This window comes from Comamonas sediminis (assembly GCF_041107495.1).
Classification (GTDB): Bacteria; Pseudomonadota; Gammaproteobacteria; order Burkholderiales; family Burkholderiaceae_C; genus Comamonas; species Comamonas sediminis.
This window is the reverse complement of record NZ_JBGBDC010000009.1, coordinates 238,838-260,913: the sequence shown is the minus strand read 5'-3', so window position 1 is coordinate 260,913 and position 22,076 is coordinate 238,838. Positions and strand designations below refer to the sequence as shown.

At 64.7% G+C, this 22,076-nt stretch carries 22 protein-coding genes; 13 read left to right on the top strand and 9 right to left on the bottom strand.

Going from position 1 to position 22,076, the window contains the following annotated elements; translation table 11 throughout:
• Positions 1-166 precede the first annotated feature (166 nt).
• The 8 genes from AB7A72_RS20360 (at position 167) to AB7A72_RS20325 (ending at position 7,463) form a co-directional block, all read left to right on the top strand.
• Positions 167-562: a MerR family transcriptional regulator gene (locus AB7A72_RS20360; protein ID WP_312417948.1), complete on the top strand. Its 396-nt coding sequence runs from the start codon at positions 167-169 to the stop codon at positions 560-562.
• A 103-nt stretch (positions 563-665) separates the two neighbouring features.
• Entirely contained in the window at positions 666-1,847 is a 1,182-nt protein-coding gene (locus AB7A72_RS20355; RefSeq protein ID WP_021024982.1) for an isovaleryl-CoA dehydrogenase, read from the top strand.
• Positions 1,848-1,896: 49 nt separating this feature from the next.
• The gene (gene can / locus AB7A72_RS20350) at positions 1,897-2,559 is read left to right on the top strand and encodes a carbonate dehydratase (RefSeq protein ID WP_239810412.1); all 663 of its coding nucleotides are present in this window, start codon (positions 1,897-1,899) and stop codon (positions 2,557-2,559) included.
• Positions 2,560-2,660: 101 nt separating this feature from the next.
• Positions 2,661-3,842, top strand: a complete 1,182-nt coding sequence (locus tag AB7A72_RS20345; protein ID WP_369460960.1) for an acetyl-CoA C-acyltransferase — start codon at positions 2,661-2,663, stop codon at positions 3,840-3,842.
• A gap of 27 nt (positions 3,843-3,869) precedes the next feature.
• Positions 3,870-4,970: a hypothetical protein gene (locus tag AB7A72_RS20340; RefSeq protein WP_369460959.1), complete on the top strand. Its 1,101-nt coding sequence runs from the start codon at positions 3,870-3,872 to the stop codon at positions 4,968-4,970.
• On the top strand, positions 4,967-5,590 hold the full coding sequence (locus AB7A72_RS20335; RefSeq protein ID WP_230778380.1) for an MSMEG_1061 family FMN-dependent PPOX-type flavoprotein: 624 nt from the start codon (positions 4,967-4,969) through the stop codon (positions 5,588-5,590). The genes AB7A72_RS20340 and AB7A72_RS20335 overlap by 4 nt, the downstream gene beginning before the upstream one ends.
• A gap of 26 nt (positions 5,591-5,616) precedes the next feature.
• Positions 5,617-6,285: an SDR family oxidoreductase gene (locus AB7A72_RS20330; RefSeq protein WP_369460958.1), complete on the top strand. Its 669-nt coding sequence runs from the start codon at positions 5,617-5,619 to the stop codon at positions 6,283-6,285.
• Positions 6,286-6,332: 47 nt separating this feature from the next.
• A complete protein-coding gene (locus AB7A72_RS20325; protein ID WP_312836255.1) occupies positions 6,333-7,463 on the top strand; it encodes an acyl-CoA dehydrogenase family protein in 1,131 nt (376 codons plus the stop codon).
• A 51-nt stretch (positions 7,464-7,514) separates the two neighbouring features.
• On the opposite strand, the gene AB7A72_RS20320 is transcribed toward AB7A72_RS20325, so the two are convergent.
• The 9 genes from AB7A72_RS20320 to AB7A72_RS20280 all read right to left on the bottom strand — a co-directional run bounded on the left by AB7A72_RS20320 (position 7,515) and on the right by AB7A72_RS20280 (position 16,858).
• Entirely contained in the window at positions 7,515-8,282 is a 768-nt protein-coding gene (locus AB7A72_RS20320) for a class II glutamine amidotransferase (protein ID WP_369460957.1), read from the bottom strand.
• A 77-nt stretch (positions 8,283-8,359) separates the two neighbouring features.
• Positions 8,360-9,826 carry a DHA2 family efflux MFS transporter permease subunit gene (locus tag AB7A72_RS20315; RefSeq protein WP_239810419.1) on the bottom strand — a complete coding sequence of 489 codons (1,467 nt, stop codon included), beginning with the start codon at positions 9,824-9,826 and terminating at the stop codon, positions 8,360-8,362.
• A gap of 104 nt (positions 9,827-9,930) precedes the next feature.
• Positions 9,931-10,173, bottom strand: coding sequence for a cysteine-rich CWC family protein (locus tag AB7A72_RS20310; RefSeq protein WP_369460956.1), 243 nt, complete (start codon positions 10,171-10,173; stop codon positions 9,931-9,933).
• Positions 10,170-11,156: a DHH family phosphoesterase gene (locus tag AB7A72_RS20305; protein ID WP_312836252.1), complete on the bottom strand. Its 987-nt coding sequence runs from the start codon at positions 11,154-11,156 to the stop codon at positions 10,170-10,172. Before AB7A72_RS20305 ends, AB7A72_RS20310 begins: the two co-directional genes overlap by 4 nt.
• Positions 11,157-11,262: 106 nt before the next feature.
• A complete protein-coding gene (locus tag AB7A72_RS20300) occupies positions 11,263-12,711 on the bottom strand; it encodes an aldehyde dehydrogenase family protein (RefSeq protein WP_369460955.1) in 1,449 nt (482 codons plus the stop codon).
• 60 nt (positions 12,712-12,771) lie between these two features.
• Entirely contained in the window at positions 12,772-13,758 is a 987-nt protein-coding gene (locus tag AB7A72_RS20295) for a 2-hydroxyacid dehydrogenase (protein ID WP_369460954.1), read from the bottom strand.
• A gap of 86 nt (positions 13,759-13,844) precedes the next feature.
• Positions 13,845-14,753, bottom strand: coding sequence for a 5-dehydro-4-deoxyglucarate dehydratase (gene kdgD / locus AB7A72_RS20290; RefSeq protein ID WP_239812828.1), 909 nt, complete (start codon positions 14,751-14,753; stop codon positions 13,845-13,847).
• Positions 14,754-14,814: 61 nt separating this feature from the next.
• Positions 14,815-15,792 carry a Bug family tripartite tricarboxylate transporter substrate binding protein gene (locus AB7A72_RS20285; RefSeq protein WP_369460953.1) on the bottom strand — a complete coding sequence of 326 codons (978 nt, stop codon included), beginning with the start codon at positions 15,790-15,792 and terminating at the stop codon, positions 14,815-14,817.
• 244 nt (positions 15,793-16,036) lie between these two features.
• Entirely contained in the window at positions 16,037-16,858 is an 822-nt protein-coding gene (locus AB7A72_RS20280; RefSeq protein WP_369460952.1) for a FadR/GntR family transcriptional regulator, read from the bottom strand.
• 197 nt (positions 16,859-17,055) lie between these two features.
• Between AB7A72_RS20280 and AB7A72_RS20275 the strand changes: the two genes are divergently transcribed.
• The 5 genes from AB7A72_RS20275 to AB7A72_RS20255 all read left to right on the top strand — a co-directional run bounded on the left by AB7A72_RS20275 (position 17,056) and on the right by AB7A72_RS20255 (position 22,037).
• Positions 17,056-17,952 (top strand): amino acid ABC transporter substrate-binding protein, encoded by an 897-nt coding sequence (locus tag AB7A72_RS20275; RefSeq protein ID WP_369460951.1) that lies wholly within the window; start codon positions 17,056-17,058, stop codon positions 17,950-17,952.
• A gap of 24 nt (positions 17,953-17,976) precedes the next feature.
• Positions 17,977-19,188 carry a pyridoxal phosphate-dependent aminotransferase gene (locus tag AB7A72_RS20270; protein WP_369460950.1) on the top strand — a complete coding sequence of 404 codons (1,212 nt, stop codon included), beginning with the start codon at positions 17,977-17,979 and terminating at the stop codon, positions 19,186-19,188.
• A gap of 52 nt (positions 19,189-19,240) precedes the next feature.
• On the top strand, positions 19,241-20,074 hold the full coding sequence (locus tag AB7A72_RS20265) for an NAD-dependent epimerase/dehydratase family protein (protein WP_239810428.1): 834 nt from the start codon (positions 19,241-19,243) through the stop codon (positions 20,072-20,074).
• Positions 20,071-20,991 (top strand): SMP-30/gluconolactonase/LRE family protein, encoded by a 921-nt coding sequence (locus AB7A72_RS20260; protein WP_369460949.1) that lies wholly within the window; start codon positions 20,071-20,073, stop codon positions 20,989-20,991. The genes AB7A72_RS20265 and AB7A72_RS20260 overlap by 4 nt, the downstream gene beginning before the upstream one ends.
• 80 nt (positions 20,992-21,071) lie before the next feature.
• A complete protein-coding gene (locus tag AB7A72_RS20255; RefSeq protein WP_239810430.1) occupies positions 21,072-22,037 on the top strand; it encodes a TRAP transporter substrate-binding protein in 966 nt (321 codons plus the stop codon).
• Positions 22,038-22,076: the final 39 nt, after the last annotated feature.

Below are 22,076 nucleotides of genomic sequence, written 5' to 3'. Positions count from 1 at the left end.
GTGCGGATTCCCGTGTGAAAGTAGGTCATCGTCAGGCTTTTATACTGATCAACCCCTCTGCTCTTCCCGAGTAGAGGGGTTTTTCTTTTGTCCGGCGCCTGGTGGTGCCAAGCGGTGCATGCCGCATAATGGTCCATCCAGAACAACAAGCGCATGCAGGGGGACCATGACACCGACTTATTCCATCGGGCAGCTGGCGGCAGAATTTGATCTGACGACCCGGGCCATCCGCTTTTATGAGGACATGGGCCTGTTGCACCCCGAGCGCACGGGCGCAGGCGGCAAGCAGCGCGTATATTCGGCCAAGGAGCGCACGCGTCTTCGGCTGACCTTGCGGGCCAAGCGCCTGGGGCTGACCCTGCAGGAAGCCAAGGAAATCATCGACCTTTACGAGTCGCCGCGTGACACCGGGGTGCAACTGAGCCGCTTTATCGAAGTGTTGACGGCGCACCGCCAGCGCCTGCAGACGCAGTTGGCAGATTTGCAGGCCAACTTGGCAGAAATTGATGAGCATATGCAGGAAGCCCATGCTTTGCTCGCAAAGCAGCCGTCAAAAAAATAATATATAGTTGACGTGAACGTAAACGTAAACGTAATGATGCCGTTCCACCGCCTTCGCCGGTGGCCGCGGCATCTGGTGCGCCATATAGATAGGAGACAAGACCATGTCCGGATTGCCAGGCCTGAATTTCCAGTTGGGTGAGGATATCGACGCTTTGCGTGATGCCGTGCGCGAGTTTGCGCAGGCTGAAATCGCGCCGCGTGCCGCCGAGATTGACCGCAACGACCAGTTCCCGATGGACCTGTGGCGCAAGTTTGGTGACCTGGGGGTGCTGGGCATCACGGTATCCGAACAGTATGGCGGCGCCGACATGGGCTACCTGGCGCATATGGTGGCGATGGAGGAGATCTCCCGTGCCAGCGCGTCGGTAGGCCTGTCCTACGGTGCGCACAGCAACCTCTGTGTGAACCAGATCAACCGCAACGGCAATGAAGCCCAGAAGGCCAAGTACCTGCCCAAGCTGATCAGCGGTGAGCATGTGGGCGCGCTGGCGATGAGCGAGCCGGGTGCCGGCTCCGACGTCATCAGCATGAAGCTCAAGGCCGAGGACAAGGGCGGCTACTACCTGCTCAACGGCAACAAGATGTGGATCACCAATGGCCCGGATGCCGACACCCTGGTGGTGTACGCCAAGACCGAGCCGGAGATGGGCGCCCGGGGTGTCACCGCCTTTCTGATCGAGAAGGGCATGCCCGGTTTTTCGATTGCACAAAAGCTGGACAAGCTGGGCATGCGCGGCAGCCATACCGGCGAGCTGGTGTTCCAGAACGTCGAAGTGCCTGCGGAGAACGTGCTGGGCCAAGTCAACGGCGGCGCCAAGGTGCTGATGAGCGGCCTGGACTATGAACGCGCCGTGCTGACCGGTGGCCCGTTGGGCATCATGCAGTCGGTGATGGACAACGTCGTGCCCTACATCCATGACCGCAAGCAGTTTGGCCAAAGCATCGGTGAGTTCCAGCTCATCCAGGGCAAGGTGGCTGATATGTACACCGTGCTGCAAGCGGGCCGCTCTTTTGCCTATACGGTCGCTAAAAACCTCGATCTGCTCGGAACCGACCATGTGCGCCAGGTACGCAAGGACTGCGCCAGCGTCATTCTCTGGTGCGCCGAGAAGGCCACCTGGATGGCCGGCGAAGGCGTGCAAATCTATGGCGGCAATGGGTATATCAACGAGTATCCGCTCGGCCGCCTGTGGAGAGATGCGAAACTCTATGAAATTGGCGCCGGCACCAGCGAGATTCGCCGCATGTTGATTGGGCGTGAGCTGTTCGCAGAAACCTGCTGACCGGCTGCGCTGCGCCATCCTGATACCCACACAACAAAAGGATAGCCTTATGAGTACAACCTCCATCAAAGACCTGTTTGACCACAACCGTTTGTGGGCAGAGCAGATGGAGCGTGACCGCCCCGGGTTCTTCACGGGCCTGATGTCGCAGCAGCACCCCAAGTACATGTGGATCGGTTGTTCGGACAGCCGTGTGCCCGCCAACCAGATCACCGGTCTGGAGCCCGGTGAGGTGTTCGTGCACCGCAATGTGGCCAATGTGGTGGTGCCCAGCGATCTGAACTGTTTGTCCACCATCCAGTATTCGGTGGACCAGCTCAAGATCCAGGACCTGATGGTCGTGGGCCACTACGGCTGCGGCGGCGTGCTTGCGGCGCTCGAAGGCCTGCGCCTGGGCCTGGTCGACAACTGGACCCGCCACGTGCGCGATGTGCGCGACAAGCACCTGGCACTGCTGCAAAGCCTGTCGCCCCAGCACCGCCATGATGCGCTGTGCGAGCTCAATGCCATCGAGCAGGTGGTGAATGTGGCGCAGAGCACCATCTTGCAGGACGCCTGGACGCGCGGCCAGAAGGTGACCTTGCACGGCTGGTGCTACAGCCTCAAGAACGGCCTGATCACCGACCTGGAGATGACCGTTCCAGGCATTGGCGGGCTGTCCGAGGTCCACCAACGCGCCGTGGCCCTGGTGGCCGAGCGCAAGCGCGATTAAACCCGCCAGGCATCCCTGCGTCCAGGGCTGCCTTTTTTACAGCGCGAGCGGTCCCTGAGAGGCCTGCCGCACAAGACCCGAATTCAATCAGGAGACACCAGATGCATGATCCCGTCGTTATCGTTGGCGCAGCCCGTACCCCCATGGGTGCCTTCATGGGCGATTTTGCCGAGCTCTCGGCCAATGACCTGGGCGGCGCGGCCATCAAGGCAGCGGTGGAGCGCGCGGGTGTCGCCCCTGAAAAAGTGGAAGAGGTGCTGTTCGGCAACTGCCTGATGGCTGGCCAGGGCCAGGCCCCGGCGCGCCAGGCCCTGTTCAAGGGTGGTCTGCCCAAGAGTACTGGCGCTGTGACCCTGTCGAAGATGTGCGGCGCCGGCATGGAGGCCACCATCCTGGCCCATGACCAGCTGGTGGCCGGCAGCCGCGATGTGGTGGTCGCCGGCGGCATGGAAAGCATGACCAATGCCCCCTACCTGCTCAAAAAGGGCCGTGGCGGCTACCGCATGGGCCATGACAAGGTGTTCGACCACATGATGCTCGATGGCCTGGAAGACGCCTATGAACCCGGCCGCTCGATGGGGACCTTTGGCGAGGACTGTGCCGCCAAGTACCAGTTCAGCCGCGAGCAGCAGGACCAGTTCGCCATTGCCAGCGTGCAGCGCGCGCAGGCGGCGGCCGCGTCCGGCGCTTTCAAGGCAGAGATCACGCCGGTCACTGTGTCCACCCGCAAGGGCGAGGTCACCGTGAGCGAGGACGAAGGCCCCGGCAAGGCGCGCCTGGACAAGATCGCGGCGCTCAAGCCCGCGTTCAAGAAGGATGGCACGATCACGGCGGCGTCCAGCTCCAGCATCAACGATGGCGCAGCCGCTCTGGTGCTGATGCGCGAATCCACCGCCAAGGAGCTGGGCTGCAAGCCGCTGGCCAAGATCGTGGCCCATGCCAGCTACGCGCAAGAGCCCGAGTGGTTCACCACCGCACCGATCGGCGCGACCGAGAAGGCCCTGAAAAAGGCCGGCTGGAAGGTCGAGGATGTGGACCTCTGGGAAATCAATGAGGCCTTTGCCGTGGTGCCGATGGCGCTGATGGCCGACATGAAGGTCTCGCACGACATCGTCAACGTCAACGGCGGCGCCTGCGCGCTGGGCCACCCCATTGGTGCCAGCGGTGCGCGCATTCTGGTGACCCTGCTGCATGCGCTGCAGGCCCGTGGCAAGCGCCGTGGCCTGGCTACGCTGTGCATTGGCGGAGGTGAGGCCACTGCGATGGCGATTGAAATCATGTAGTCTAGTCATCCTGACAGAGGAGAAACTATGACGAACGAATCGGTGGGCCCCGGCCCGGGGCAGCTGCAGGCAAAGGATATCGAGTCCTTCTGGCAGGAATTGGTCTACCAGGAGCGCCACCTGGCGCTGTTGCCCAACCAGGCCTTTGTGGTGCAGGCCAACGAGATGCTGGCCCGCATCGCCCCCGATTTGGCGCTGGAGCTGGAGCGCTCGGAAGGCAGCCTGTTTTCGCGCCTGGTGTTCAGCGCCCATGGCAATGTCGACCAGTTCGAGAACCTGATGGCGCTGGTGCGTGCGGCGCCCAGCCTGCCGGGCTACAAGGTGCAGGCCTTCCGCAACCGCAGCCCCATCAACGATTTCAGCATGGCGATGGAGGGCCTGGAGCTCTCCTGCTCGGACGTGCTGGTGGCCCACTACGATGCCGGCGGCATCGTTGGCCTGGAGCTGGGCTTTGAGAAGATCATCGCCCCCGAGCAGCGCGAACTGGCCCAGCACATGGCCTTCATCATGCTCGACCATGTCCTGGGCGAATGGGACTTTGCGGTGCGGGTCGGCCCGGTCGATGTGGTCGATGCCTTCGCGCCCGAGGTCGCTGGCGTGGGCCCGCTGTCGGCCTTCCCTGCCGTGTTCGATGCGTTTTTGCGCGACAGCCTGGGGCGCAGCTACCGCTTCCCCCCGGCCGACGATGACCGCTGGAAAATGCTGGAGGCACGCCGCCGCGATGCCCCCGCCGATGCCGTGCCCGATCTGCTGGGCCTGCGCCTGTCGGCCAATGCCGTGGCCACGCGCGCCGATCTGCCTTATTGCCTGCAATGGACCTTAACGTTTGAAGACGGCGAGACCCTGGACCAGGCACGTGATGCGCAGGAAGGCTTGCAGGCGGCGCTGGAGCGCATGGAAAACGGCATTCTGGCTTATACCCGTATCGAAGGCATGCGCGAGCGCACTGCCTGCTACTACGTCGATGACGCGGCAGCCGCCCGCCAAAGCCGGCAGCAGCAGGCGGTGGCCCTGCCCGGGCGCGTCGACGTGTCTTTCGATCCCTCCTGGGATGCGTATCTGGCCGTCTATGCAGCCGCAGGCGCTGCGGCGGCCGATGCAGAACATGACGACCCGGAGGCTGCATGATCGAATCTACCGAGCAACTGCGCGCGCTGTACGCCCAGCCCGCCGAGCGTGCGCTGGCCAAGCAGCTGGACCACCTCGATGTGCATTGCCAGCGCTTTATCGCGCTGTCGCCGCTGTGCGTGGTGGCCACGGCCGGCCAGGCTTACGAAATGCTCGATGCCTCGCCCCGGGGTGGCCCGCCCGGCTTTGTCAAATGCCAGGGCGCGCAGCACCTGCTGCTGCCCGATGCCGGGGGCAACAACCGGCTCGATTCGCTCAGCAACCTGCTGACCGATGCCCGTATCGCGCTGCTTTTCCTGCTGCCTGGCGTGGACGAGACCTTGCGCGTCAACGGCACCGCAAAGCTGCGCGATGAGGCCCGCTTCATCGATGTGTTCGATGGCGAACGCCAACGGCCCAAGCTGGTGATCGAGATCGAGGTGCGCGAAGCCTATCTGCACTGCGCCAAGGCCTTGATGCGCTCGCGTCTGTGGCAGGCTGAGGCACAGATCGCGCGCAGCACCCTGCCCACGCTCAACCAGATGATCCATGACCAGATGGGCTCAAGCGCGGCACCCGAGCCTCAGGCGGACATGGTGGCGCGCTACCAGCAGCAAATCCTGCAAGAGCAGGGACAGTGACGACAACCGCCGAGGAGGGCGTAGGAATGGCTGTGATTTTGGTGATCGGCGCCTCGCGCGGCATTGGCCTGGAGCTGGTGCGGGAATATGCGCAGGCAGGCTGGACGGTGCTGGCCACGGTGCGTGATGCGGAGGCGCAGGCGCGGCTGCAGGCGCTGGGCGCGCGGGCTTTTCGGGTTGATGTGCTCAAACCGGAGAGCGTGACGGCACTGGCCACGGCATTGGCTGGCCAGCAGATCGACTTGGCGATGTATGTGGCCGGTGTGATCCGCCGGCCCAATGCCCGCACGGTGCCGACCCAGGCCGATTTTGATGCGGTGATGCACACCAATGTGCTGGGCGCCATGCAGCTGCTGCCGCAGATCGGCCCGATAGTCGAGGCCAGCGGCGGCGTGTTTGCCTTTATCTCGTCGTCGATGTCGCAGATCGAAGGTGTGGATGACAGCTATTCCTGGCTGTACAGGGTCAGCAAGACGGCGCTGAACATGGCGGTGGCCTCCGCCCAGCATGACTACCCCGGCGCGCGCCTGATCACCTTGGACCCGGGCTGGGTGCAGACCGACATGGGCGGGGATGAAGCGCCGCTGACCGTGCAGCAAAGCGTCAGCGGCATGCGCCAGACCCTGGCCTCGGTCAGCGATGCGGACAAGGGGCGCCTGCTGCACCACGATGGCCGCCGCGCCAAGCACTGGTAAGCCCGCCAAGCAGACAGCGACAGAACGAGAAAATCCGGAGACAACCGATGCTTTTGAACGACGACCAGACGATGATCCGCGATGCGGTGCGTGAATTTGCCCAGGCCGAGCTGTGGCCGCACGCCGCGCAGTGGGACCGCGACCATGTGTTCCCCAAGGCAGCCCACCAGGGCCTGGCCCAGCTGGGTGCCTACGGCATCTGCGTGCCCGATGCGCTGGGCGGCGCAGGGCTGGACTACATCAGCCTGGCCTTGGTACTGGAAGAAATTGCCGCTGGCGACGGTGGCACCAGCACCGCCATCAGCGTGACCAACTGCCCCGTCAATGCCATCCTGATGCGCTACGGCAGCGACGCACAGAAAAAACAATGGCTGGCCCCGTTGGCAAGGGGCGAGATGCTGGGCGCCTTCTGCCTGACCGAGCCCCATGTCGGCTCGGACGCCAGCGCGCTGCGCACCACCGCCAGCAAACAGGGCGATGCCTATGTGATCAATGGCGTCAAGCAGTTCATCACCAGCGGCAAGAACGGCCAGATGGCGATCGTGATTGCGGTGACCGACAAGGGCGCCGGCAAAAAGGGCATGAGCGCCTTCATCGTGCCCACTGACAACCCGGGCTACCAGGTCGCGCGGCTGGAGGACAAGCTCGGCCAGCACAGCAGCGATACCGCGCAGATCAATTTTGAGAACTGCGTGGTGCCGGCCGAGAACCTGATCGGCGCCGAAGGCGAGGGCTATAAGATTGCGCTGGGCGCGCTCGAAGGCGGGCGCATCGGCATTGCCGCGCAAAGCGTGGGCATGGCCCGCAGCGCCTTTGATGTGGCCGTGCAGTACGCCAAGGAGCGCGAGAGCTTTGGCACGCCCATCATCAACCACCAGGCCGTCGGCTTTCGCCTGGCCGAATGCGCGACGCAGATCGAGGCGGCCCGCCAGCTGATCTGGCATGCCGCCAGCCTGCGCGATGCCGGCCAGCCGTGCCTGAAGGAAGCGGCCATGGCCAAGCTGTTTGCCAGCGAGATGGCCGAGCGCGTCTGCAGCGCCGCCATCCAGACCCTGGGCGGCTATGGCGTCGTCAATGATTTTCCGGTGGAGCGCATCTACCGCGATGTGCGGGTCTGCCAGATCTACGAAGGCACCAGCGATGTGCAGAAGATCCTGATCACCCGCGCGCTGGCTTGAGGGCCTTTGCAGGATCGTGAAAAACAAACCCGGCGCTGCCGGGTTTGTTGTTTAGAGCGCCAGGCGCCGGCCGTCGGCAAACACCATCAGCTCGCCGGGCTGGAAAGCTGTCCACTGCTCGTTGGTGGTCAGCGGCGACGTCACCACCACGGCCACCCGGTCCTGCTGCGTGGTGCAGGTGGCAAAGTCGATGCTCAGGTCCTCATCGCTCAGCTGTGCCTGCGAGAACGGATGCGCGCGCTCGGTGTAGCACAGGAAGGTGTTCGCATGGGCCCAGAGCGCCTCGCCATTGGAGAGCAGAAAGTTGAAGGTGCCATGCGGCGCAATCTGGGCGGCCAGCTCGCGCAGGGTGTGGGTCAGCTCGGCAATGCTGGGCGTGCCGGCATGGGATTTCCACAGCTCCTGCATCAGCCAGCAAAACACATGCTCGCTGTCGGTATCGCCCACCGGGTGAAAGTGGGTGTGCAGGCGGGGGCGGAAGTCCTTGAGGTCGCCATTGTGGGCAAACACCCAGTTCTTGCCCCAGAGCTCGCGCACAAAGGGGTGGCAGTTCTGCAGCAGCACCTGGCCCTGCGTGGCCTTGCGGATATGCGCAATCACATTGCGGCTGTGGATGGGGTAGCGCCGCACCAGCTCGGCCACCGGCGACTGGACGGCCGGCTGGTGGTCCACCAGCAGGCGCAGGCCGCCTTCTTCAAAGAAGGCGATGCCCCAGCCATCGCTGTGGTGGTCGGTATTGCCGGCCCGCTGCGAAAAGCCGCTGAAGCTGAAGTTGATGTCGGTGGGGGTGTTGCAGTTCATCCCCAGCAGTTGGCACATGGCAAAAACTCTTTGAAAACCGTTGGATGGCCCAGTGTAGACCATTCGCTCCGGGCCAAGAACCTGGTCAAAGTCTCTTATGGCCTGGCCGCCGCAGGTGCCTGCAGCTGGCGGGCAGCGACGCCCGCGAGCACACAGACCACGGCCAGCATCAAAAAAGTGTCGCGAAAACCCGCCACCCGCTCGGCCAGCACAATGTCGATGGCGGGCGACTGGTTGGCGTAGAAGGCCACGCGCCACTCCAGAAAGATGCCGCAGAGGCTCACCCCGGCGGCGCCGCCGAGCATGCGCAGAAAGCTGAAGCTGCTCGACCCCTGTGAGATCAGGCTTTTGTCCAGCGAACGCATGCTGCCCAGGGTCAGCGACGGCAGGATGAAGCCCAGTCCAATGCGGCCCAGCACCGTATAGCCCACCAGCAGCCACAGCGACGAGCCCGGCTGCAGCACACCGGTCAGCACAAAGGACAGCGCCAGCAGCGAGAGGCCGCCGATCACCAGCCAGTGCACAGGGGTGCGGTCAGCCATGCGGCCGGCCAGCGCGATGACGCCGCCCAGCACCAGGCCAGCGGGCAGCATCGTGGTGCCCACGACCGACGCCGAGTACGACAGCCCCAGCTGCATGAATACCGGCAGCAGGTAGGTGGAGCCAAACAAGGCCACGCCGTAGATGAAGGCCACGATGCAGCCGGCCGCAAAAGGCTTGCTGGCAAACAGGCGCAGGTCCATCAGCGGCTTGCCGCCCTGGGCCAGCAGGCGCCGCTGCCAGCCAATGAAGGCGGGCAGGCAGACCAGCGCAATCGCCAGCAGCACGGCGCTTTGCTGCCAGCCGCTGCCATGCAGCGCCACCAGGCCATTGAGCAGGCAGACCGTGCCGGTGGTGGCAATGGCCAGGCCCAGCCAGTCCAGGCTGTTGCCATGGCGGTCGGCGGCGGCGCCGCCGGGCGCATTGACGGGCACAAACTTCAGCCCCAGCCAGACCGAGGCCAGGCACAGCGGCACCACCATGAAGAACACCGAACGCCAGCCCATCCAGTCGACCAGCAGGCCGCCCACGCTCGGGCCAATGGCCGGCGCCAGCACGATGCCCATGCCAAACAGGCCGTTGGCCCGGCCTTGCTCATGCGATGCGAAGGCATGCAGGATGATGATGGCGGGAATCGGCTGGATCACACCGGCCGCCAGCCCTTCGACCACGCGCGCCACCAGCACCAGGTTGTAGTCGCTGCTGAAACCGCCGCCCATCCCCCCCAGCATCAGCAGCAGCACGGCGCCCAGGTAGGTGTTGCGGTAGCCATAGCGCGACAGCAGCCAGGGCGTGGTCAGCATCGCCACCGTGGTGGCCACCATGAAGGACGAAGTCACCCATTGCGCACGCGACTGGCCGAGCTGGAAGTGCTGGCTCATCGCCGGGATGGCGACATTGAAAATGGTTGACGAGATGATCGAGGCCATCGTGCCCACCATCACGCTGAACAGCAGGTACCAGCGAAAGCGCTCCCCATAGAGGCTGCGCAGATCCTGGGCGTTGTGGTGTCTTATCTGCATGGCGGAGGCTGGGCGGATGGGGCGCGTGTGGCGGTTGGCCGGGTGGAGCGCCTGCAAGCAGGCCGGCCCCGGGCGTTTGATGATGATCCTGGGGCTGGGGCTTGTCAGTCACCCCGGTTGGGGCTGGCGCCGGGATCGGGCTGCGCGCTGCCACAGGCCGGGCAGATGCAGCGCTGGCCGCGCTCGGCCGGGGCCAGGCGCTGCAAGGCCTGGGGGTCGATATCGGCGGTCATGCACCAGCACTGGGCAGCGGGCAGGCCCTGGGCCACGGCGCAGCCGTTGCGCTGGCCGCACAAGGGGCATTGCTGCGCCCAGGTGCCGCTGCCTGTGCCGGTGGCAGGCATCATGGCGTGCCCGTGGGCGCCGGGGTAGGCGCTGCGGCGGGCGCGGGGCGTGGGGGCGGCAGCGCGTCTTCGGGCCGGGCGGTCAGGCTGCCGGCCAGCAGCTCGGGCAGGCGGTCCACCCCCATGCGGAAGCCGCAGGCCTGCGCATGGCCGCCACCGCCCATGCTTTCGGCCAGCGGAATGCAGTTGAAGTCCGAGCGCGAGCGCAGGCCGCATTTGGCGCCCTTGGGGCTGGCGCTCCACATCAGCGCAAAGGTGCCGCTCTGCTTGGCCAGGATATCGCCGACCTGGCTGTGGAACATGCCCGGGGCATTCACCATCAAGCCAGCCACGCCATTGAACACCAGCGGCTGCGCGCCTTCGGCAATGTCGCTGCAGAGCTTGAGGTACTTCTCGTCCATCGCGCCGCCCCGGGCCATGAAGGCGCTCAGTTGTTCGGGGCTGAAGGCTGCAATCTCGGCCCAGCGCTCAAAGCTGCGCGGCTCCATGTCCAGCGCGGCCAGAAAGGCACCGCTTTCGGGGTACTGCCAGCGCCAGATGTCGCGGTCCTCGATGTGCAGCACCAGCGCGGGGATGGGGTTCTGGGGAAAGAAGAACTCCCAGGCCAGGCGCGCGCCGGACTTGTTCATGTCGAAATGCACGACGCCGCAGGTGCATTGGTAGCCATGGAGCTTCTCTGCCGCGCTCTTGTGGTGGTCCAGCAGCACCAGCTTGTGGGCCTGCGCCTCGATGGCCGCCAGCAGCTCGGGGCCAAAGGCAAAGTCGAGGATGTAGATCGTGCGGCCGGCCAGCGGCCCCAGGTCGTCCACGGTCTGGATCTCGCCATGGTCCAGGCCGCGAAACTCTGCGTTGCCGGAGAAGAACAGCCAGGCCGCCAGCGCCGCGCCATAGCCATCGGGGCAGTTGCGGCCGTGGTAGAGGATCAGGGGCTGGGGGTCGTTGATGTCGGCCGTCACCGGCAGAGAAAGGTCGGGCAGAAGTTTCATCCTGCCATTTTCCGCCAAGCGTATTACCTGAGAGCGACCAAGTACTGCGCGGGTATGCGGTGGAGGGCCACCGCATGCCCGCAGGCGCCATGGGCAGGCGCAGCGTTTATGCCAGCGTGTAGGCCGTCTTCACCGTGGTGTAGAACTCCTGCGCATAGCGGCCTTGCTCGCGCGGGCCGTAGCTCGATCCCTTGCGGCCGCCAAACGGCACATGGTAGTCCACGCCGGCGGTGGGCAGGTTCACCATCACCATGCCGGCCTGGGCGTGGCGCTTGAAGTGGCTGGCGTACTTCAGGCTGGTGGTGGCAATGCCGGCAGACAGGCCAAAGGCGGTGTCGTTGGCCACAGCCAGTGCCTCTTCATAGTTCTGCACGCGGATCACGCTGGCGACCGGGCCAAACACCTCTTCGCGGTTGATGCGCATCTGCGGCGTGCTGTCTACCAGCAGGGCCGGCTGCATGAAAAAGCCTTCGTTGCCGCTGCCGGTGTGGCAGGCAATGCGGCTGCCGCCAGCGGCCAGCACGGCGCCTTCGGCCTTGGCGATTTCCACATAGCTCAGGTCTTGCTCCAGCTGGGCCTGGCTCACCACCGGGCCGATGTCGGTGCCGGCGGCGCGCGCATCGCCCACTTTGATCCTGGCCATGCGCTCTTGCAGCGCCTGCACAAAGGCGGGGTAGATCTTGTCGGTGACGATCAGGCGGCTCGATGCGGTGCAGCGCTGGCCGGTCGAGTAAAAGCAGCTCTGGGCTGACAGCTCCACGGCCTGGGCCAGGTCGGCATCGTCCAGCACCACCTGCGGGTTCTTGCCGCCCATCTCCAGCTGCACCTTCTTGCCCGATTTGACGCAGGCCTCGGCAATGCCCCGGCCCACACCGACCGAGCCGGTAAAGCTGATCGCCGCCACATCGGGGTGTTGCACCAGTGCATCGCCAATGATGCGGCCCCGGCCCATCACCAGGTTGAAGACGCCGGCCGGGATGCCGCTGCGGTGGATGATGTCGGCCAGTGCCCAGGCGCTGCCGGGCACCAGGTCGGCGGGCTTGATCACCACGCAGTTGCCAAAGGCCAGCGCGGGTGCAATCTTCCAGGCCGGAATGGCGATGGGGAAGTTCCAGGGTGTGATCAGGCCGACCACGCCGATGGGCTCGCGCGTGATTTCCACGCCAATGCCGGGGCGCACCGACGGCAGGCTCTCTCCGGCCAGGCGCAGGCATTCGCCGGCAAAGAACTTGAAGATCTGGCCGGCGCGGGCCACTTCGCCGATCGCCTCGGGCCGGGTCTTGCCTTCTTCGCGGGCCAGCAGATCGCCCAGCTCTTCCTTGCGCGCCAGGATTTCATGGCCGATCTTGTCGAGCGCATCATGGCGCGCCTGGATGCCCGAGACGCTCCAGGCTGGGAAGGCCGCAGTGGCCGCCGCCACTGCGGCATCCACGTCGCTGGCATCGCCTTGGGCGTACTGGCCGATCACATCGGACAGGTCGCTGGGGTTGGTGTTGGGGGAGGTGGTCTTGCCGGGTGTCCAGCTGCCGTTGATCAGGTTGTTGTGTGTCGTCATAGGCTTGCCAGGCGGTTGGGGCCTGGTCTCAAAAAAATGGAGGGGTGGTTCAGGTGCCGCTCAGGCAATGCGGGCCTGTGCCGCCGCCAGGGACCAGGGCACTTCCTGCAGCGGCTGGCCGTGGTCGATCAGGCTGCGCAGGTTGGCCAGCACCAGATCGGCCATCGCGCGGCGCGTCTCCTGGGTGCCGCTGGCGATATGCGGTGCCAGCACCACGTTGTCCTGCAGCAGCAGGCCGGGCAGGGGGCGGGGTTCGTCCTCGAACACATCGAGGCCGGCGCCGGCAATGCGCTGGTGCTGCAGCGCATCCAGCAGCGCCGCTTCATCGACCACGCTGCCGCGCGCCACGTTAATCAGAAAGCCCTGCGGGCCCAGTGCCTGCAGCACCTGGGCATTGACCAGGTGGCGGGTGTCGTCGCCACCGGCGGCGGTGATGACCAGAAAGTCGCACCACTCGGCCAGTTCCTGCAGCGATGCCATGTAGCGGTGCGGCGAATCGCTGACCGGGCGGCGGTTGTGGTAGGCCACCTCCATGTCAAAACCGCTGGCGCGGCGCGCCACCTGGCGGCCAATGCGGCCCATGCCCAGAATGCCCAGGCGCTTGCCCGAGGCGCGGGTGTAGACGCCAAAGCGTTCGCTGGGCCAGAGGCCGGCACGTACAAAGCGGTCGGCCGCCGCCAGGTGCCGGGCGCTGTCCAGCAGCAGCGCAAAGGCCATGTCGGCCACACAGTCGTCCAGCACGCCGGGGGTGTAGCCCACGCGGGCGGATGTGGCCAGGATGGCCTGCTGGTCCAGCGCATCAAAGCCGACGCCAAAACTGCTGATGCCGCGCAGTGCCGGCAAGGCCTGGATCACCGCGGCCGATGCGCCCATGCTGGCCGAGGTGACCAGGTAGGCAAATTCCGAACCATGGGCAGCCAGGAACTGCTGCGGGTCCGCTTGTGCGCTCAGCACGGTGGTATCGAATTCCTGGGCCAGATCGGCATCAAGCGCGGGCAGCGGCATCTTGCCCATTTGCAGCACGCGCGGGCGTTGGGTAGCAGTCATGTATGGAGGGCTTTGAACGGAAGGAGCCCGGCACCCCCTACAGCACCGTGCTGCAGGTGGTTACCGGGCCAGGAGGTCAACGCAGATCAGGCTTCAACCTTCTTGATCAGCGCTGCCAGCATGTCGATTTCCTCGGGCTTGAGGTCGGCCAGCGGTGCGCGCACCGGACCGGCATCGTGGCCCACCAGCTTGGCGCCGGCCTTGATGATGGACACGGCGTAGCCGGCGCTGCGGTTGCGGATCTTCAGGTAAGGCATGAAGAAGTCCTTGAGCAGCTGGTGCTGGGTGGCATGGTCATCGGTGCGCACGGCTTCGTAGAAGCGGATGGCCGTCTTGGGGATGAAGTTGAACACGGCCGACGAGTACACCGGCGTGCCCAGTGCCTTGTAGGCAGCGGCATAGACTTCGGCGGTCGGCAGGCCACCCAGGTAGGCCAGGCGGTCACCCATGGTCAGGTACATGGCCGACATGGCTTCAATGTCGCCCACGCCGTCCTTGAAACCCACCAGGTTGGGGTTGCGTTCGCAGAGCTTGGCAACGGTCTCGGGGGTGAAGCGGCTCACGCCACGGTTGTAGATGATGACGCCGAACTTCACGCTCTTGCAGACGGCTTCGACGTGGGCGGCCAGGCCTTCCTGGCTGGCTTCGGTCATGTAGTGGGGCATCAGCAGGATGCCGTGGGCACCAGCGGCTTCTGCAGCCTGTGCGCACTGGATCGCAAAGCGGGTCGGGCCGCCTGCACCGGCAATGATCGGCACCTTGCCCTTGCAGGTGTCCACCGCGGTCTTGATGATGGCGGGGTATTCCTCCGCAGTCAGCGAGAAGAACTCACCGGTGCCGCCAGCGGCGAACAGCGCGCTGGCGCCAAACGGGGCCAACCATTCCAGGCGCTCGGCATAGCCCTTGGCGTTGAAGTTGCCTTGTGCATCGAAGTCGGTAATGGGGAAGGACAGCAGTCCGGAACTCATCACGTTCTTCACATCCTGGGGGCTCATGGTGCTCATATCAAACTTTCAAAGAAAAGAGGGGGAATTAACAGTGCCAAACCTGCGCGGCTCAATCGAGCTGCAGGTTGGCGGTTTGGACGACCGTGCGCCAGCGCTGGCGTTCGGCCTTGAAAAATTGGTCGGTCTCGACCGGCGTCATCGTGACCACCTCTGCGCCCTGGCCGGTCAGGCGCGAGCGCACCTCGGGCGAGCGGATGGCGGTCAGCAAGGCCTGGTTCACCTTCTGGATCACGGCGTCGGGCGTCTTGGCCGGCAGCACCACGCCTTGCCAGGTGCCCGAAGCAAAGCCGGCTGCGCCTTGTTCGGCCAGGGTCGGCACATCGGCGATCAGCGGCATGCGGGTGTTCTTGGAAATGCCCAGCAGCTTCAACTTGCCGCTTTGCACATGGGGGTAGGTAGCGAGCATGCCGTTCATCAGCACCTGGGTCTGGCCGGCCACGGTGTCCTGCACCGATTGCACGCCGCCCTTGTAGGGCACATAGACCCATTTGGCGCCCGTCAGCCGGGCCAGTTCCACACCGGCCAGGTGCGGCGCGCTGCCGGTGGCCGTGACGGCAAAGTTCAGGTCCTGCTTCTTGGACAGCGCCACCAGCTCCTGCAGGTTGTTGGCCTGCACCGAGGGGTGCACCACCAGCATGTGCGGCGAGTAGGCCAGCATGGCGGCGCCACGCAGGTCCTTGCTCGGGTCAAAACTCAGCTTGGTGTAGACGGATGGCGAGATCGCCAGCGCACCCAGGTCGCAGAGCAGCCAGGTATAGCCATCAGGCTGGGCGCGGGCCACAAACTCAGCCCCCAGGTTGCCGTTGGCACCGGGCTTGTTGTCGATCACCACCGTCTGCTTGAGCTCTTGCGAGATCAGCTGGCCAATCGAGCGGGCAATGATGTCCGAGCTGCCGCCTGGCGGGTAGGGGACCACCAGCCGGATCGGCTTGCTGGGCCATGCATCGGCCGCCCACAGCGGCATCGACAACAAGCCCCCGGCAGCCAGGGCCAGCGCTGAACAGATCAGGTGCGAACGGCGATGCATAGGTCTCTGTCTCCTTTTTAGATATAAGACATCATACAACTGAAAACATAGATCGCCAAGGTTTGGTGGACTAGGGGAAACGCTTGGCTGGGGGATGGGAGTGGGGATGCAGGCCGATTGGCGTGGCCTTGGCGCGGTGCTGGCGGGGTCCTTGCGTGGGCGCTAGCAAGGGGTGGCTGGCGCTGCCGCTGAGGGCCTGGGGCCTGAGCGCTGCAGCCCGGTGGCGGGCTCGCGTGCGGGCGGCTCAGCGTTCGCTGCCTGGCGCACCGGCTGCTTGCTGCTCCTGGGCCAGGCGCTGGGCCAGACGCAGGCGTTCGCGCGAGTTGGTCAGGTGGATGCGCATGGCGGCGCGGGCCGAGTCGGCATCCTGGCGCTCGATCGCAGAGAAGATTTCTTCATGCTCGCGGTTCACGCGCTTGAGGTAGTCCGGGTCGCGCGTGGGGATGTGGATCGAGGCAATCCGGTTGCGCGGAATCAGCATCGAGCCAAAGTGCTGCAGGATCTCCTGGAAGTAGCGGTTGCCGGTGGCCTTGGCGATGCTGAGGTGAAAGTCCAGGTCATGGCTCACGGTCTCGCGGCCCAGTGCAAAGTTCTGCTCAAAGGCCTGCAAGGCAGTGCGCATCGCGCGCAGATGCGGCTCCTGGCGCCGGGTGGCGGCCAGGCCGGCGGCCTCGGTCTCCAGGCTGATGCGCAGCTCCAGCACGGCGAGCACATCGACCGATTCACTCAGCTCATGGGCGCTGAGCACCATGCCCGGCGTGCTGCGGGCGGGCAGCACAAAGGTGCCGATGCCATGCTTGGTTTCCACCAGACCCGAGGCCTGCAGCTTGGACAGCGCCTCGCGCACGACCGTGCGGCTGACATCGTAGTTGCGTACCAGCTCGGTCTCGGTCGGCAGCTTGTCGCCCTCTTGCAACAGGCCCTGGCGGATCTTGTTTTCAAACTCTTCCGACAGCAGATTGGCCAGGCTGCGGCTGCCTTTGGCGGCACGGCTGCCGCGCAGGCTGGCAGCGGAGTCCAGGGGAATCGATGGGGCGGTGGTGGATTCCGAAGGGCTTTTAAGCATGGCTGTGGTCCGGCAGAACAAGGGTCTGGCCGTTGGCTTGTGCGGCACGGCAACCGTGGCAAATGGCATCCGGGGCGGATGCCATTGACGGGGATGCGGGTAATTCCGAGGGGCTTTTGGGCATAGCTGTGATCATAATTCACCCTTGTCATCAGACAACACATGACTGATGCCTTGTTGTAACCTACTTTCCCACCATGCTCAAGCTTTTCTCGAAAACCACCGTATGTGCCGTCACCCTGCTGGCTGCTTCCCTGGCGCAAGCGCAGACCTCCAGCACCCTGGAGAAGATCAAGCAAAGCGGCGCGATCACCATCGGTGCACGCGACATGTCCGTGCCCTTCAGCTACAAGGTCAACGGCAATGCGGACCCCATCGGCATGATCAACGACATCTGCCTGAAGGTGGCCGAGGCAGCACAAAAGGCCGCTGGCCTGCCCAAGCTTGAGATCAAGTACCTGATCACCACGCCCACCAGCCGCATTCCGCTGATCCAGAACAACACCGTCGATCTGGACTGCACGCCGGTGACCAACACCATCGCGCGCCAGGAGCAGGTCTCCTTCTCGCCGAGCTACTTCTCGGCCAACGTGACCCTGGCCGTGCGCAAGGATTCGCCGGTCAAGGGCATTGCCGATCTGCAAAACCGCAATGTGGCCACCGTCACCGGCACCACCTCGATCCAGTTGCTGCGCGCCTACAAGAAGGCCCAGGGCGTGAAGTTCAACGAGGTCTATGGCAAGGACCCGTCCGAAGCCTTTGTGATGTTTGAATCGGGCAAGGCCGACGCCTTTGTGCTCGACGACGTGCAACTGGCCAGCTTTATCGCCACCTCGCCCCAGCGCGACCAGTACGTGATCCTCAATGAGCCACTGCGCACCGAGCCCTATGGCGTGATGCTGCGCAAGGATGACCCGGCCTTCAAGAAGCTGGTCGATGACACCGTCTACGCGATGATCAAGTCCGGCGAGATGGAAGCGCTCTACCAAAAGTGGTTCATGACCACGATCCCGCCGCGCAACGTGAACATCAATTTCCCGCTCAGCGATTCGACCAAGGCGCTCTACGCCAACCCCAACGACAAGGGCATCTAAGAGAAACCGAGCGATTGCGAATTTATGTTGAAGCTAAGTCAAAAAGTCGAGAGCCTGCCTTCGTCGCCCAGCATGGCGATTTCCTCGCAGGCCAAGAAGATGAAGTCCGAAGGCATCGATGTCATCGACCTGAGCATTGGTGAGCCCGATTTCAATACGCCCGAGCACATCATCGATGCAGCGATGGCGGCGGCCAAGGCCGGTGCCACCAAGTACACCGTGCCCGCCGGCAACGAGAGCCTGCGCAAGGCGATTGCGCAGAAGTTCCAGCAGGACAACGCCCTCGACTACGCCGTGGCCGAGATCACCACCGGTGTCGGCGCCAAGCAGCTGATCTTCAATGCCTTCATGGCAACCCTGGAGAGCGGTGACGAGGTCGTGGTGCCCACGCCTTGCTGGGTGTCCTATGGCGACATCGTGGCGCTGCACGGCGGCGTGCCGGTCTATGTGCCCTGCTCCGAGGCAGTCGGCTTCAAGCTCACGCCCGAGGCCCTGCGCCAGAGCATCACGGCCAGGACGCGCTGGTTGATCATCAACAGCCCCGGCAACCCTACCGGCGCGGTCTACAGCCGTGCCGAGCTGGAGGCGCTGGGTGAGGTGCTCAAGGACTTCCCCGAGGTGCTGGTCATGTCTGATGAGATCTACGAGCACATCATCCTGACCGGTGTGCCCTTTGTCTCGTTCGCCCAGGCCTGTCCTTACCTGAAGGACCGCATGCTGATCATCAACGGTGTCTCCAAGTCCTACGCGATGACCGGCTGGCGCATTGGCTATGCGGCAGGCCCCGAGAAGCTGATCGGCGGCATGAACAAGCTCGAATCGCAAAGCTGCACCAGTGCCACCTCGGTGGCGCAGGCCGCTGCACAGGCGGCACTGCTGGGCGACCAGGACTGCGTGCGCCAGGCGCGCCAGACCTTTGTCGACCGGCTGCAGACCATCCGCAGCGCACTGGCCATCGTGCCCGAGCTGACCCTGTCGTCGGTGCCCGATGGTGCTTTCTACCTGTTCCTCGGTTGCCAGAGCCTGATCGGCCGCCGCACGGCCGACGGCAAGGTGCTGGACAGCGATGCCGCGGTGTCGGGCTTTTTGCTCCATGCCGCACAGGTGGCGACCGTGCCGGGCGCTGCGTTTGGCATGTCGCCTTATATCCGTCTGTCGTTCGCCACCGACCCCGCGCTGGTGGTGAAGGCGCTGAAGAACATCCGTTCTGCCATTGACGGCCTGGCACAAGGCTGACCACCCAAGGCGCTTTTCACAAGCGCCTTTTTTTATGGAAAAGGAGCAGCACATGCAGGTACAAACACCTCCGCTGCAACGCTTGCTGTTGACCGGCGCGGCCGGCGGCCTGGGCCGGGTGCTGCGCCAGCGCCTGCGTGGCCTGGCGCCCGTCTTGCGCGTGTCCGATATCGCCGGCATGGGCGCGCCGCTGGATGCGCAAGAAGAAGTCGTCCCCTGCGACCTGGCCGACAAGCAGGCGGTGGATGCGATGGTGGCCGGTTGCGACGCCATCGTGCACCTGGGCGGTGTATCGGTGGAGCGGCCTTTTGAAGAGGTGCTGGAGGCCAATATCAAAGGCATCTTCCACCTCTACGAGGCCGCGCGCCGCCATGGTGTGAAGCGCATCGTGTTTGCCAGCTCCAACCATGTGATCGGCTTTTACAAGCAGAGCGAAAAGATCGACGCCAACGCGCGCCGCCGCCCCGATGGCTACTACGGCCTGTCCAAGTCCTTTGGCGAGGACATGGCGAGTTTTTACTTTGACCGCTATGGCATCGAGACGGTGAGCATACGCATTGGCTCGTCCTTCCCCGAGCCCAAGGACCGGCGCATGATGCACAGCTGGCTGAGCTATGACGACCTGGTGCAGCTGGTCGAGAAAAGCCTGTTCACCCCCAACGTCGGCCATACCGTCGTCTATGGCGCATCGGCCAACCGCGACCTGTGGTGGGACAACCATGCCGCCGCCCACCTGGGCTTTGTGCCCAAGGACAGCTCCGAGCCCTGGCGCGCCAAGGTGGAGGCGCAACCCGCCCCTGCCGCCAACGACCCGGTCGCCGTCTACCAGGGCGGCGCCTTCACCGCCCAGGGCCCCTTTGGCGATACGCCGGAGCAGCCTGCATGACAGCCGCCGAGCTGGTCATCGATGCCCGCAACGCCACCGGCGAAAGCCCCGTGTGGCGGGCGCAGGAGGCTGCGCTGTACTGGGCCGACATACCGAGGGGCCTGCTGCAGCGCTGGCAGCCCGGGCAAGGCGCCGCCACGCAATGGCAGCTGCCGCAGATGCTGGCCTGCATGGCCCCCTGGCAGGGCGAGCCGCGGCGCTGGATTGCCGGTTTGGAAGATGGCATTTACCAGGTGACCTTGGGCGATGGTGACCGCCATGGCGAGGCCCGTATCCAGGCGCTGGCCACCGTCGGCCACGCGATGCCCGGCATGCGCTTCAACGATGGGCGCTGTGACCGCCAGGGCCGCCTGGTGGCCGGCAGCATGCTGATGGACATGGCGGCGGCGCAGCCGGTGGGCCGGGTCTACCGCTTTGGCGCCGATGACCTGGCAGCAGGCCGCGCGCAGGATCTGCAGCTGGGCCCGCTGATCACCCCCAACGGGCTGGCCTTCAGCCCCGATGGCCGGACCATGTACCTGTCGGATTCGCACCCCCGCAGCCAGCAGATCTGGGCCTTTGACTACGACACCGCCAGCGGTACCCCCCGCAACCGCCGCCTGTTTGTCGACATGACCAGCCTGCCGGGCCGGCCCGATGGCGCGGCCATCGATGCCGAGGGCTGTTACTGGATCTGCGGCAATGACGCCGGCCTGGTGCACCGCTTCCGGCCCGATGGGCAACTGGACCGCTCGCTGCCGTTGCCGGTCAAGAAGCCGGCCATGTGCGCCTTTGGCGGCCCGGGCCTGGATGTGCTCTATGTCACATCGATACGGCCAGACGGCATCGATCTGTCGGACCAGCCGCTGGCCGGTGGCCTGTTTGCGCTGCGCCCAGGCGTTTCAGGAATGGAGGAGACGGAATTTCGGCCCCTGTAAACAGGCGAGGTGTGTGTGACCCAGAGATCCGGAAACCATCCGGACATGTTCCCCAACCATAGAGATAACGAGGTAGACAAATGCGACTTTCCACTATCAGTGCAGCACTGGCTGCCGGTCTGCTGGCGCTCGGCGCGCAGGCCACCGAATTTCGTTCATCGGATATCCACCCGGACGACTACCCGACCGTGCAGGCGGTGAAGTTCATGGGCGAGCGCCTCAAGGCGCTGTCAGGCGGCAAGCACAGTATCCGCGTCTACCCGAACGGGGCGCTGGGGGGCGAGAAGGAAACCATCGAGCAGGCCAAGATCGGTGCGCTGGCGATGGTGCGGGTCAATGTCGGCGCGATGAACAATGTCTGCAACGAGACCGTGGTGCCCACGATGCCCTTCCTGTTCCGCTCGGTGGAGCATATGCACAAGGTGCTCGATGGCCCCGTGGGCGAGGAGATCCTCAAAGCCTGTGAGAAGCAGGGCTTTGTCGGCCTGGGCTTTTACGACAGCGGCGCGCGCTCGATGTTCACCGCCAAGCGGCCGGTCAAGAGCCTGGCCGACATGAAGGGCATGAAGGTGCGCGTGCAGCAGTCCGATCTGTGGGTGAGCATGCTCGAGGCCATGGGCGCCAATGCGACGCCGATGCCGATGGGCGAGGTCTACACCGGGCTGAAGACCGGCCTCATCGATGCGGCAGAAAACAACTACCCGACCTTCGAGAGCTCGCGCTCGTTCGAAGTCGCCAAGTACTTCAGCAAGACCGAGCACTCGATGGCGCCGGAGATTTTGCTGTTCTCCAAACGGACCTTTGACAGGCTCTCGCCCGAGGAGCAGGGCTGGGTGCGCCAGGCTGCCAAGGAATCGGTGCCGTATATGCGCAAGCAGTGGGCCGAGCGCGAGGCCAAGTCACTGGAGGTCGTGAAGGCCGGCGGCGCCGAGATTATCGAGGTGGACAAGGCACCGTTCCAGGCGGCGATGCGGCCGGTGTATGACAAGTTCATCACCGATGCCAAGCTGAAGGATCTGGTCAAGCGCGCGCAAGACACGCCTTGATCCACCGCTGATCCAACGCCAATGCCAGTGCCCGCCGGG